We start from the raw sequence: 12548 nt of genomic DNA, 5'->3' as shown, positions 1-12548 counted from the left end.
TCCATAATTTATGAAATAAATGTAGTAAATAGAACGAGTTAGAATTACTGCTGTAAATTTGGTTTACTATATACATATACGACTGGCAAAGGAGATAGTACAATGCAGGCACCACCTTCTTTTTATGAAGGCGATACGTTAGAGGTCGCAAAGAAGTTACTCGGACATAAACTCGTTCATATTGTAGACGACATAAAGCGAAGCGGAATTATTGTAGAAGTAGAAGCATACAAAGGTCCAGATGATAAGGCCGCTCATAGTTACGGAGGCAGACGGACTAATCGAACGGAAGTAATGTTCGGCGCACCAGGACATGCTTACGTATATTTAATTTACGGTATGTATCATTGCTTTAACGTAATTACAGCACCAATCGGCACCCCGCAAGGAGTTCTCATTCGTGCTCTTGAACCTGTAGACGGAATCGAAGACATGACACTAGCGCGCTACAACAAAATCGACATTACGAAAGCACAGTACAAAAACTTAACAAATGGCCCTGGAAAACTATGCCGCGCACTCGGAATCACTTTAGAAGAGCGCGGCGTATCACTTCAAAGTGATACGTTACATATTGAACTCGTTCCAGAAGAAGAACATATATCATCACAATATAAAATAACGGCAGGACCTCGTATTAACATCAATTATGCAGAAGAAGCTGTACATTATCCGTGGCGGTTTTATTATGAGGGGCATCCGTTTGTTTCAAAATAAAAAGGGAGATTAAATGATAGGCTCCCCTATAGTAAACAATACAAAGAAAGCACATTAATCTGTTCACTAATGAATAATCATATTTTTTTGATTAATAATCAACTATGCCCAAGGGAAACATATTGAAATGATTTCAAATTTCATTGTCCTTTACAAAAAGGTTGCTATAGACCCACTGTATTTTGAACTGATAACATAAAAAAGGTAAATTATAAGAGCTAGGAGGAACATATAAAAATGAATTCATCCAAAGTAGCCTTTTTATCAGTATTAAGTAATTCTTTTGTTGTTGTTTTAAAAGTTGTTGTTGGTATATTTACTGGTTCAGTAGCCATTCTTTCCGAGGCTATTCATTCCTCATTAGATTTATTAGCTTCAATCATCGCTTTCTTTTCTGTCCGAATTTCGAATAAACCAGCTGATAAAATACACCCCTATGGACATGGAAAAATAGAAAATATTTCTGGAACTATTGAAACATTACTAATTTTTGTAGCTGGCTTTTGGATCATTTATGAATGTATTCTTAAATTAATACATCCTGAACCAATTGAACTTCCATTTTTAGGAATATTCGTGATGTTGATAGGAGCATCCATCAATTTTGTAGTATCACGAATTGTTAACAAAACTGCTAAAAAAACAAATTCTATTGCAATGAAATCTAATGCACTACATTTACTCACAGATGTTTATACTTCATTGGGTGTTGCAATTAGCTTATTTCTAGTTAGCTTAACTGAATGGTATTTTCTAGACCCGATTATTGGGATAATTTTAGCTGTTTATATTATGTTTGAAGCTTACAAATTAATGAAAGAATCCTTCCCTCCACTAGTTGATGCACGCTTATTACCCGCAGAAGAAGAAAAAATCATAAAAATTATTGAATCTTATAAAGATGAATATATTGAATTTCATGATTTTCGCACAAGACGTTCAGGTCCAACTGAATACGTAGATTTTCACCTTGTCGTTTCATCTCACTACAACATTGAAACAGCACATAGATTATGTGATCGAATTGAAGAAAATATTATAAAACAATTTGAACGTGCTCATATAATAATCCATTTGGAACCAGAACATGAAATTTCATTAAAATAAATTAAAAAAATATCAGATGAAAGCAAGTATGTCTCGAAAGAGAAGCGATTGGGATAATGCTTGTATAGAAAACTGCTTCAGCCATTTTAAATCAAAGTGTTTTCATTTATACTCTTCTCTTCTGTAAAGCCGATGAGGTTAAACCTGCCCTGCGCAAATATATATACTTTTATAATCAACAAAGATTCCAAAAGAAATTAAACAACCTGAGTCCATATAAATATAGAACTCAGGTTGTTTAATTGTGCTGTTTAAATACTATCTACTTAACAGAGGTCCCTTTACTCCGCACCTTCCGCAGTCGCGATATCACTCTCTAAATTTTCTCTCGATAATTCCGCAGTCATAAAATCAGCTGTTTCCGGAAGTGCTAAATGCATATGAGCTTTTTGACAAATTTGGATCGTACAGTTTTCTACAACATAATCGAAAACATGTCCGCCCCCATTTCTTTCATCATCAATGTAATGTAAGTGGAAACCAGCTACACCAATACCTTGCGCGTAATCTGGTGTCCAAAATCCAGCTAGCGTACCATCTGTATTTTTAAATGAAAAGATTGGTTGTGATTTCGTCACTTCAACGAGCGGCGTATACGGTTTTTCTTGTCTTGGAACGGTTCTCGTTCTTACTTCACGGAACGTACCGTCCATTCGAATTGCATAAAATAAGTTTTTACTTGGCATTAATTCATGTAATAATGCTTCCACTTCTTCACGATTCATCGGACGCTCTACCGTATAACTCATTTCTTTTTCAAAAAATGTTACAGTCGCAAACGGTGTTGTTTCTTCCGGTTCTACTTTTTCTGCGGAGCCGTCTGAACGTAAATGATAAAATTCATTATCAAATGCGATCATTTCACCATCTAATTGATCAAATGTACCGATGCCGAAATCCCCGCGCTCTTTCAATTCTTCAAAGTTAATAACACCATCGTATATACCATCTAATAACGCAAGCATCGTTGAAGTTTGATATACTTCATTATTCGTTTTCGTTCTTTTCGCATCAATATCAATTACTTGTGCAACACTCATCTCACTCACGCCCATCTTAATTTAATTGATTTGGTAATAGTTTTTCACTTAACTTAACGTTGTCACGGTAATCGATTGGAATATCAACAATGACAGGGCCTTCTGCTTCTAACGCTTCTCTCAATACACCTTCTAATTCGTCTGGTGTATTAACACGAAGACCTATTGCACCGAAACTTTCTGCATATTTCACAAGATCAACATCGCCAAACTCTGTAGCTGATGTTCTACCATATTTCATCATTTGTTGGAACGCAACCATATCATATGTACCGTCTCTCCAAACGAGATGTACAACCGGTGCGTTTAAACGTACCGCTGTTTCTAACTCCATTGAAGAGAATAAGAAACCGCCATCACCTGACACGGAAACAACTTTTTTGCCCGGTTCAACTAAAGTAGCGGCAATTGCCCAAGGTAGTGCAACACCTAACGTTTGCATACCGTTACTAAATAATAGTCTACGTGGTTCATAAGAACGGAAACATCTCGCCATCCAAATAGAATGGGAACCGATGTCACACGTAACCGTTGTATCGTCACCAATTAAAGAACGCAGTGTACGGATGACTTGAAGTGGATGAGTAACACCTTCTGAAGCACGATTTGGAACTTCCGCTTGTTCTGATAATTTCGCGCGCAATCGTTCTAAAATTTCTTCTGATTTCGTAGATAGTACAAGTTTTGGTAATTCTTTCGCAATGCTATTTACAGTTAAAGCGATATCACCAATTAATTCACGCTCTGGTTGGTAATCATGATCGATATCTGCTTGATGATCATCAAGATGAATAATCGTTCTGTCCCCAAGTTTATTCCAGAATTTCGGATCATACTCAATTGGGTCATAACCGATAGAAATAACAAGATCCGCTTCTTCTAGTAAAATATCACCTGGTTGGTTACGGAATAATCCAACGCGGCCAAAGAAATGATCTTCTAACTCACGTGAAATTGCTCCAGCTGCTTGATATGTTTCAACGACAGGAAGCTCTGTATCCGCAATTAATTCACGAACCGCTTTCGTTACTTCATTCGTGCTCGCTCTCATACCGAGTAAAATTACTGGTAATTTCGCTGCTTTTATTTTTTCTACTACATATGTAATATCCTGTGTGGGAGCGATTCCAAGCTGTGGCTTAGAAAGCACACCGATAGACTCTACAGTCGTTTCCGCAGTCATAACGTCTTGAGGAAGACTTACTAAAGTTGCTCCTGGATTTGTGGAAGTAGCACTTCGAAATGCATTTATCAGTGCTTCTGGCACATTATCAGGATGCTCTACTTCTACGCTATATTTTGTGATTGGTTCGAATAGTGCAGCATTATCCATAGATTGATGCGTACGTTTTAAGCGATCAGTACGCGGAACTGCACCAGCTAAAGCAACAACGGGATCACTCTCCGCATTCGCAGTAACAAGACCTGTCGCTAAATTTGATGTCCCTGGTCCTGAAGTTACAAGACACACGCCTGGTTTCCCTGTTAATCTACCAATAGCAGCTGCCATAAATGCTGCGTTTTGTTCATGACGACAAACAATTAGCTCTGGTCCTCTTTCTTGCAGTACATCAAATACAGAGTCAATCTTCGCTCCTGGAATACCGAAAACATGTGTAACACCTTGTTTAATTAAACAATCAACAACAAGATCTGCTCCTCTTGTTTTTGTTTTCACGTCGTTTGCTTTTACACCTATACTCAAACTAATCATCCCTTTATTTCATAATGTGTGTAATAAAGATTTTTATATACTTCACCACATTAATTAATATAGTGTAATATATCTTGTTTATCATTATAGTACAAATGCATTATTTTTCCAACTATATGAATTTGACAGTGTTTTGACAATTATTAAGGAATGCGCTTACAATCTTTTATTTATCTTAAAATACCATTCTGATATCCTCCTCTAGAAATATATAAAAAGACTTTCACCTATTCATGGTATTAACAATATTATAGTACCTTGTAAAAAACACTAGTAAGTGGTATATTTGTAAATAATTGAATACCCAATAATTGGAATACAAATTTAGATTAGTATATATCCCGTAAATATATACACTTCAAAAGGTGCAGAAAGGTTATGCTATTTACTCAAAAACAGATAAGATTCCCAGATGTGATTAATCATTTTATAAAGGAAAGTGATTGTAATGAACAAAAGTGAATTTTTAGAACAACTTAGGTCCTCCCTACGAAATATGCCTAATTTAGAAAAGAAAGATATTATCTCGGAGTACGAAACTCATTTTATTAGCGGTAAACAGGACGGAAAATCTGAAGAAGAAATTTCTAAAAAGCTAGGAAACCCTAAAACTATCGCTAAAGAACTTAATGTTACATATGCAATAAGCAACGCTGACAAGAAACGAAGCCTCAAAAATATTATAACAGCAATATTTTCTGTTATGAGCTTAAGTGTTTTAAACTTTATATTTATCATTATCGCCTTTTTCTTATTACTCTTTCTATTACCGATTCTTCTAGCACTTATAATTGCCACACCATTGTTAATCATTTCACCTATTTTATTACTAGGATTAGGATTTTTTAAAGGATTTCATCAAATCAGTTATTCAGATGTATATAGTATGTTCATAGCTTTTTGCATCGGTTTACTAATTTCTGTGATATCTTACCAAATGATAAAACATGTATACTCAATTTTAGTAAAGTATTTAAAGTGGAATTTTGCCATTTTACAAAGATATTAATGAATGAAAAAGGAGATTAAAATGAAGAAATATACTTTATATCCACTCATACTGCTTACTCTTTTATTTATATCAGCTTGTTCACACAGTGCACAATCTAATGATACGAACAATACACAATCCGATAAATTAGACGATGTACAATCTATTAAAGATGTTACTATTAAAATTCCAGAAAATATATTTAACTCTCAAAAAAAGAACGAAAATATTAATGAAGACGAAATGAAACAAAATATAAAAAATTATTTAGATTATAGCGGAGAGTTATTTGAAAACACCGTTCCCCTTTCATCAGCCATGTCTGACGAGAATGTCACTGAATCCGACCGAGAGAAATTAAAAAAACTAATAGATTTAGCAAAACAAAATGATGCAAATTTCCATGATTTTATTAGTAACAACACTATACCTGATGATTACAAAAAGCCTTCAAAAGAAATCTATGAATTTATTTCATCGTCTACAGCTCTTTCAGTAGAACTAGATCAAGAAATAGAAAAAATCGCTCAAGATGGTAACTTATTCAAGGCCGATTTTTCTTTTACAAAGCGCTTTGAGAAAGTTAATGGTAGAAAGCAAAAAGAGATTGAAAAGTTTTTGAAAGAAAAAAATATTAGAACTGAGTATTTCAACAAATGATAAAATATTCAAAAATTGTAGAATCTATCATAAGCCCATTCAAAATAGTCACTAAAAAAGACTGTTTTGAATGGGCTTTTTTTGTGGATGAACTATCAAAATGCAATTCATCCATTTCCTAAACAAAAAAGACGCCCCTATATTCTAGGAGCGTCTTCTATCATTACGCTTGTTGCGCGCTATATAATTCTTCAAGTGGTTGCATAATGATTTTGTTAACGTCAGTGATAACGATATTTAAACGTTGCTCAGTTTCCATTAACTTTGTAATTTTTGCATCTTGTTGAATGCGAGCTACAACTTCTTGCGCTTTTTGGTTATCTTCTTCAGTGATTTCTTGACCTTGCATCATTTTTTGTTGTAGGCCAAGTTGCATTGTACGGAACTCTTCAAATAAGTTCTTTGAAGCTGCATCTCCTTGTACTGCTGCGTAGCTTGCTTTTAATGTTTGGAAGTCTTCGTTTTCAGCGATTGCTTTTTGTAATTCATATGCAACATCATGAATGTTTTTTGTCATTTTATTTTTCCTCCTTTAGAAGGCTAGCGCTTTTCGCTCGCACTGCCTTTTAAGTGCTTTTTATCCGCACCTCTTCTTACCATATCAAACTATGCAAGAGATGTGAAGAAATTTCACTTTTATTACTTAAGGAACAGGAGCAACAAGCCTTGAATAAATCCAATCGTTCCTCCTAATAATGCCCCTAAATATGTAATCATCTTCAACTCATTTTTTGTAATAGATAGTACAAGATCTTCTAGTCTTTCTGTAGAAAATGTAGACACTTCTTGCTGGACAATTTCCGCAAGCTGTAGATTTTTCAATATGCTCTCTACATTTTCTGTTCCCCACTTCAAGCCTTTCGTTACTGCGCTTGGAACTACTTTTTCAATAACCGTTTCTCGAACTGGTTCACATACTTTCTGCACAGATTGATTTAAAAATCTACTTACTGTTTCCTCTACTTGAGCCGCTGACAATATGGAGCTTACGATCATTTCTTTCTCTACAAACGTTTCTAATTCTTGTACGTCTCTTCCTTTTAACTTTTCCCACTCTTTTTGCAGTACATCAGTTAAAAGCCGCTCTGTTCCATCTTGTCCTAAAAACTTAATTACTTCCGGCTGCACACGATCCACTAAACTTACATTCCCTAAAAACATACCGACTAAATTAAGCAATGTCCCGCGAGAAGCGAAAAAGTCATCAATCATTTTTGAAAGGCGTGCCTTTCCTTCTTCACTTTCAAAAAAGCTAATTCCTCTTTTCAAAATAAAAGATGCTACATTCGGAATCGTATTCTCTATTTTTTCATGAACAGAATGAGGTAAAGCCTGTTCCCATGTATATGTATAGTACTCTGCTAAAAATGCATGAATTTTTTCTGTAATAATATGTTCGATTTTTTGAGTCGCCTCTTCTTCTACATGTTCTAAATTCCATTTTTCTAACATATCCCGTAACGACTGTTCATTTGTAATTACTTTATCAACTTCCACTTGTGCCCAGCGAATTAAACTGGCTTGAAACTCTTCATTTGTTAATTTCTTTCCGATTCCTTCTGGTGTTAACAAATGGTCTACAACCATTTTCCCTAATTGAACAGCAAGCTCATCGCGGCGCTTCGGAATTAACCCTGGCGTAAATGGAACTTGAAACTTCCCAATATAAATAGGACGATGAGGACGAAATAACATTTTTATTGCTAAATGATTTGTGTACCCTCCAATAATCGCCCCAAGTCCTGTCGTTGTTAGCATATTCAACCATATATTCATCACAATCAACCTTTCACTTCTCTAAAACTATAGCATATCATCATACGGACAAAAGTATAATGGTATAAAAACGTATTTGCAATATATAGCTTCGCCTATTATGCAAACATCTTATTAATAAAGGAGTGATTTCGTTGGTTCTTGGTCTTTTAACTTCCGGGCTCCATCACGAGCAAACGTATTACACCGAAATCGCTAAGCGCGCTCGTCTCTATCATAACGTCGTCGCCCAATTCACACCGTTTAGCATTGATTCAAAGACAGATCTTGTTTCCGGTCTTATTTACGATACAGATACAGGAAATTGGATAAATCAAACCTTTCCCATTCCTTCATATATATATGATCGTTGTCATTTCAAAGAGGATGAGGAATTCCAACAAGCAAATGCGATTATTCATTCATTACACAAACGTTCTTCCACTACTTTTTTAAACAACACACTTATTAATCCAAGCGATTTGCACAATCTTTTTTTTACTAATAAACGTCTTTCCCCTTACGTACCAAAAATAAAAAAAGGAACAGTACAAGGAATTTTTAAATTACTACTAGAAACAAGAGATATTATTATAAGACCAATCAATATACATTCCAATGAAAATTTATATCGGGCCACTTACAAAAATAAAACATTTCATATCGATACAGTAAATGAACAGCAGCATACTTCTACTCAATTCAAACGAACAGATGAATTTATATCATGGTGCAAATCCAACGTACACTCATCCCGTTATATGATTCATCCAATGTTACAACCTCCAAATCAACTATCATATCCGATTCATATTCGAACCATTATGCAAAAAAATAAAGAACAGACTTGGAACGTTCTCGGTCAATTTATACAAAAATCTTCCTTCCCAGCACAATTTTTACTTTCAGCAACAGAACGTTCTAAGTTACATCCGTTTTCTAAAATTAAATATTTACTTTCTCCAACTGGCGTTCAATTATTGAAAGATGCTTTACATGATGTTGTAAGTGAAGTGTTTAAAACACTCGATCAGTCCTATTCGTCATTATTTGAATTAGAGCTTTCTACCATTATGGATCAAAAAGGTGCCATTTGGCTTATGTACGTCAATACGATGCCGTCTTACGAAGTTTATACTAGGTACAACGACGAACTGGCTGAACAAATTTTTCATGGTCCATTAAAGTTTAGCCGATTTACACCATAACGAAAGGAGGAACCCCCCGTTGAAAGAGCACATATATACATTAAGTATCTCAGATGAGAATCCAAATAGTATTACTTTACCTTACGTTTTTTCTATTACACCACCAATTACATCCCTGTCCTTTGGCTTACGTTATATTACATGTGAGAATATTAAAATTCATTATTCATTCACTCGAGAAATCATTATTGGAGAACAAATTGCAGCTAAACTTTTACTACCGCATTCAGCAACAATCCATGCCTTCATACAAAATCAAACAATTGTTTTCGGTCCATTAATCGGGATTTTCACAACTGGCTTTAACGATGATTCTAATTCTCCTTTAGGAAATCGTTCTGCTTCTCTCAGTGAGTTACTAACACCACCATTCACATTGCAACCATTTGTATTTGTCTTTGGCATTCAACATATAAACTGGGAAGAGGAAACCATTGAAGGGTACTTCTTTCAAGAAAGCAAATGGGTAAAAAACAAAGTCCCTTTACCAAATGTCATTTACGACCGTTTACCAAATCGGCAAGCAGAAAATTACAAACCTATCGTAAGAGCAAAGAAAAGATTAGAAAGCGACTATGCGATTCCGTGGTTTAATCCAGGGTTTTTCAACAAATGGGAAGTGCACCAACTTTTAATGAAAGAAGATTCGATTAAACCATTCTTACCAAAAACAGAGGCATTTCAGCATTTTGAACAAGTAGAACGACTTCTCGGTACGTATAAGTATATTTATATGAAACCCATACACGGTAGCTTCGGAAGAAATATTCATCAAATACGCTATTCTCAAACTGATAATCGCTACTATTGTCGTTATCGTGAAAATGAACAAAATAAACTAAGAAAGTATCAATCATTAGAAGCACTTCTTAACCATGTGTTAAGAGGACATGATTTAAAAAAGTTTATCGTACAACAAGGTATCTCACTGCTCCGCTTCGAAGGGCAACACGTCGATTTTCGCATTCATACAAATAAAAATCATTTTGGTAATTGGGTCGTCAGTGCAATCGTCGCGAAAATCGCCGGCAAAGGTAGCTTAACAACTCATGTAAATAGCGGTGGTGATACGAAATTACTTCAGGAACTGTTTCCTGATTCAACAAAGCAAGTTCAAATTGAAAATAAACTAAAACAAACAGCCTTACAAATCAGTTATGCACTCGACCAACAAGTAACCGGGAACATTGGAGAAATTGGTTTTGACATTGGTTTAGACACCGCGGAAAATCCGTGGCTATTTGAAGCAAATTCTAAACCGGGGCGAACTGTATTCCAAGATGAAAAGTTAAAAGAGCAGAGTGAACTTACGCGCCAATTATTTTATGAATATGCCATCTATTTAACTGAACATTCTTTGTGCGGTCCGAAAGAAAAAACATCTCAAATCCAATCGAATACTGCACCTGAAAACGGAAATATCCCGTCCCCTATGATTAACTCGAAAATACAAATACAAAAACTTCCACCTCACTCATAAGGTGGAAGTTTTCTATTTATCCCGCTATTTGCGGACAGTAAGACTCCCACCTCAAAATTTGGAGAATGCGAGGAAGTTAGGTGAGAGTCGGGCTGATAATCAGTGGGGGATGAACAAAACCCCCACTGATTAAAGTTTCACTTTATACAAACTTCACTACAACTTCCGTTTCCACATTACATACTCCACAATAAAAAATATGATTGCAGTACTCATTTGAATTATTATGTGTTAAACCATCTACCGCACTTAATAAGTCCTGATCCATATATGCACTGTAATCATCTATGTAATCTACAGCTTTCCCATAATCTTGGAGTATTCCTTGGCAATTTTGACAAGAATATGTTTGTGATTCTAGCGCGTTGCAAAGCGGGCAAATTCCCATCGTTATTCCTCCATACGTTGTCGTTTAAAAGCCTGTAAAAAAAACCTCTTTTTTTAGATTGAAAAGAGCATCTAGCCTTGCGTAGACGCGGTTAGTTCCTTTTTCTACCCCATCCCGAGTTAAAACAGAACTATGCAGTTGCTACCGATTTAATTTTCATTTTACTAAGCTGGAATTTTTCTCACTTTAACAAATCATAGGTTAAGTAAGCCAAGCTGGTTATACAAAGAAAAAACGCATATGATTTCGCTCTTAGTTTAGCCTTCTTTCTTAAAAATACAACGATTACTCTTATTTCATAATTTACGAAATGATGAAATATTTTTTACAAAATTTACAAATTATTATTTTGTATATCTTTCTAGGTAACATCCATACTATGAGTACAAACTTAATTACCGATGGATTAGCGCCAAACGGGGCGATAATATCTGGTTCAAATCCAGCTAGTCCAACCAAAAAAACTTTTATAACTCTAAGGAGGATATATTCCTATGGCAAACCAAAGTTCTTACAATCAATTAGTAGTACCAGGTGCAACAGCAGCAATCGATCAAATGAAGTACGAAATCGCTCAAGAATTTGGTGTACAATTAGGAGCAGATTCTACGGCTCGCGCTAACGGTTCTGTTGGTGGAGAAATTACAAAACGTTTAGTTGCAATGGCTGAGCAAAGTCTTGGCGGATTCCAAAAATAAATATATATGGCAAAAAGGTCTCAGGGCATATGCCCTGAGACCTTCCTTAATTTATTGCAACATTTGTAAAAACTTCTTCGTTCGTTCTTCTTTTGGGTTTGTAAATACATCTTCCGGTGTACCTTGTTCGACAACGACACCGCCATCCATGAAAATAACACGGTTCGCAATTTGATGAGCAAAGCGCATTTCATGCGTTACAATGACCATCGTCATTCCTTCTTTAGCAAGTTCTTTCATAACCTTTAAAACTTCTTGAACTAGTTCAGGATCAAGAGCTGACGTTGGCTCATCAAATAGTAATACTTCCGGCTCCATCGCAAGCGCACGAGCGATCCCGACGCGCTGTTGTTGTCCGCCTGATAATTGGAACGGATATAAATCCACTTTATCCGCAAGACCAACTTTTTCAAGGAAGTAGTTCGCTTTTTTCTTCGCTTCTTCTTTCCCCATCTTTTTCACTGTAACGAGCCCTTCCATTACATTGTGAATTGCTGTTAAATGCGGGAATAGATTATGGTGCTGGAATACCATACCTGTTTGCGTACGAAGATTTACAATATCTTTCTTCGATACTTTTTTAGAGAAATCGAGCTCTTTATTACCGATGCGAATGCTACCAGCGTTCGGCGTTTCTAGCACATTGAGGCAACGCAAGAATGTCGTTTTACCAGATCCAGATGGCCCGATAATAACAACAACTTCGCCCTTCTCAACTGATAAGTCTATATGTTTTAGTACGGTATTATCTCCGAAACTTTTTTGTAAATGTTGAATTGAAATCATAAAA

The 12548-nt window shown here is 35.5% G+C and carries 14 protein-coding genes; 8 read left to right on the top strand and 6 right to left on the bottom strand.

The window, feature by feature from the left end:
• Positions 1-102: 102 nt before the first annotated feature.
• The 3 genes from ACFVQC_RS09340 to ACFVQC_RS09330 all read left to right on the top strand — a co-directional run bounded on the left by ACFVQC_RS09340 (position 103) and on the right by ACFVQC_RS09330 (position 2066).
• A complete protein-coding gene (locus ACFVQC_RS09340; protein WP_377898202.1) occupies positions 103-717 on the top strand; it encodes a DNA-3-methyladenine glycosylase in 615 nt (204 codons plus the stop codon).
• A gap of 237 nt (positions 718-954) precedes the next feature.
• The gene (locus tag ACFVQC_RS09335) at positions 955-1824 is read left to right on the top strand and encodes a cation diffusion facilitator family transporter (protein ID WP_377898201.1); all 870 of its coding nucleotides are present in this window, start codon (positions 955-957) and stop codon (positions 1822-1824) included.
• Between the two features lie 83 nt (positions 1825-1907).
• Positions 1908-2066 carry an IS3 family transposase gene (locus ACFVQC_RS09330; protein WP_377898656.1) on the top strand — a complete coding sequence of 53 codons (159 nt, stop codon included), beginning with the start codon at positions 1908-1910 and terminating at the stop codon, positions 2064-2066.
• Between the two features lie 39 nt (positions 2067-2105).
• On the opposite strand, the gene alsD is transcribed toward ACFVQC_RS09330, so the two are convergent.
• Positions 2106-2864, bottom strand: coding sequence for an alpha-acetolactate decarboxylase (alsD, locus tag ACFVQC_RS09325; RefSeq protein WP_377891366.1), 759 nt, complete (start codon positions 2862-2864; stop codon positions 2106-2108).
• Between the two features lie 16 nt (positions 2865-2880).
• Complete coding sequence (alsS, locus tag ACFVQC_RS09320) at positions 2881-4569, bottom strand: acetolactate synthase AlsS (RefSeq protein ID WP_377898200.1); 1689 nt, start codon at positions 4567-4569, stop codon at positions 2881-2883.
• A 457-nt stretch (positions 4570-5026) separates the two neighbouring features.
• On the opposite strand from alsS, the gene ACFVQC_RS09315 reads away from it, so the two are divergent.
• Both ACFVQC_RS09315 and ACFVQC_RS09310 read left to right on the top strand, forming a co-directional pair.
• Positions 5027-5587 (top strand): HAAS signaling domain-containing protein, encoded by a 561-nt coding sequence (locus ACFVQC_RS09315; protein WP_377891362.1) that lies wholly within the window; start codon positions 5027-5029, stop codon positions 5585-5587.
• A 21-nt stretch (positions 5588-5608) separates the two neighbouring features.
• On the top strand, positions 5609-6229 hold the full coding sequence (locus tag ACFVQC_RS09310; RefSeq protein WP_377891360.1) for an NDxxF motif lipoprotein: 621 nt from the start codon (positions 5609-5611) through the stop codon (positions 6227-6229).
• Between the two features lie 163 nt (positions 6230-6392).
• Here the strand turns inward: ACFVQC_RS09310 and ACFVQC_RS09305 are convergent, their stop codons facing one another.
• Positions 6393-6746: a YlbF/YmcA family competence regulator gene (locus ACFVQC_RS09305; protein WP_002150299.1), complete on the bottom strand. Its 354-nt coding sequence runs from the start codon at positions 6744-6746 to the stop codon at positions 6393-6395.
• A 122-nt stretch (positions 6747-6868) separates the two neighbouring features.
• Positions 6869-8014: a DUF445 domain-containing protein gene (locus ACFVQC_RS09300; RefSeq protein WP_377891358.1), complete on the bottom strand. Its 1146-nt coding sequence runs from the start codon at positions 8012-8014 to the stop codon at positions 6869-6871.
• 125 nt (positions 8015-8139) lie between these two features.
• On the opposite strand from ACFVQC_RS09300, the gene ACFVQC_RS09295 reads away from it, so the two are divergent.
• Positions 8140-9192 (top strand): YheC/YheD family protein, encoded by a 1053-nt coding sequence (locus ACFVQC_RS09295; protein WP_002150304.1) that lies wholly within the window; start codon positions 8140-8142, stop codon positions 9190-9192.
• Positions 9193-9211: 19 nt separating this feature from the next.
• Positions 9212-10672, top strand: a complete 1461-nt coding sequence (locus ACFVQC_RS09290; protein WP_377891353.1) for a YheC/YheD family endospore coat-associated protein — start codon at positions 9212-9214, stop codon at positions 10670-10672.
• 142 nt (positions 10673-10814) lie between these two features.
• Here ACFVQC_RS09290 and ACFVQC_RS09285 read toward each other — a convergent pair whose 3' ends face one another.
• A complete protein-coding gene (locus ACFVQC_RS09285; RefSeq protein WP_002150309.1) occupies positions 10815-11060 on the bottom strand; it encodes a hypothetical protein in 246 nt (81 codons plus the stop codon).
• Positions 11061-11554: 494 nt separating this feature from the next.
• On the opposite strand from ACFVQC_RS09285, the gene sasP reads away from it, so the two are divergent.
• Complete coding sequence (gene sasP / locus ACFVQC_RS09280) at positions 11555-11758, top strand: small acid-soluble spore protein, SasP family (protein WP_000013349.1); 204 nt, start codon at positions 11555-11557, stop codon at positions 11756-11758.
• 51 nt (positions 11759-11809) lie between these two features.
• Here sasP and ACFVQC_RS09275 read toward each other — a convergent pair whose 3' ends face one another.
• A complete protein-coding gene (locus tag ACFVQC_RS09275) occupies positions 11810-12544 on the bottom strand; it encodes an amino acid ABC transporter ATP-binding protein (RefSeq protein ID WP_002159133.1) in 735 nt (244 codons plus the stop codon).
• Positions 12545-12548: the final 4 nt, after the last annotated feature.

Origin of the sequence: Bacillus sp. NPDC057893, assembly GCF_042796455.1 — a bacterium.
In the GTDB taxonomy this organism is placed as follows: Bacteria; Bacillota; Bacilli; order Bacillales; family Bacillaceae_G; genus Bacillus_A.
This window is presented reverse-complemented; position numbering and strand designations above follow the sequence as displayed.

What these genes read in the sequence shown, in the direction of transcription:
- ACFVQC_RS09340 (WP_377898202.1), top strand. Translation starts at nt 103, where the DNA reads ATGCAGGCACCACCTTCTTTTTATGAAGGCGATACGTTAGAGGTCGCA.
- ACFVQC_RS09335 (WP_377898201.1), top strand. Translation starts at nt 955, where the DNA reads ATGAATTCATCCAAAGTAGCCTTTTTATCAGTATTAAGTAATTCTTTT.
- alsD (WP_377891366.1), bottom strand. Translation starts at nt 2,864, where the DNA reads ATGAGTGTTGCACAAGTAATTGATATTGATGCGAAAAGAACGAAAACG.
- ACFVQC_RS09315 (WP_377891362.1), top strand. Translation starts at nt 5,027, where the DNA reads ATGAACAAAAGTGAATTTTTAGAACAACTTAGGTCCTCCCTACGAAAT.
- ACFVQC_RS09310 (WP_377891360.1), top strand. Translation starts at nt 5,609, where the DNA reads ATGAAGAAATATACTTTATATCCACTCATACTGCTTACTCTTTTATTT.
- ACFVQC_RS09305 (WP_002150299.1), bottom strand. Translation starts at nt 6,746, where the DNA reads ATGACAAAAAACATTCATGATGTTGCATATGAATTACAAAAAGCAATC.
- ACFVQC_RS09285 (WP_002150309.1), bottom strand. Translation starts at nt 11,060, where the DNA reads ATGGGAATTTGCCCGCTTTGCAACGCGCTAGAATCACAAACATATTCT.
- sasP (WP_000013349.1), top strand. Translation starts at nt 11,555, where the DNA reads ATGGCAAACCAAAGTTCTTACAATCAATTAGTAGTACCAGGTGCAACA.
- ACFVQC_RS09275 (WP_002159133.1), bottom strand. Translation starts at nt 12,544, where the DNA reads ATGATTTCAATTCAACATTTACAAAAAAGTTTCGGAGATAATACCGTA.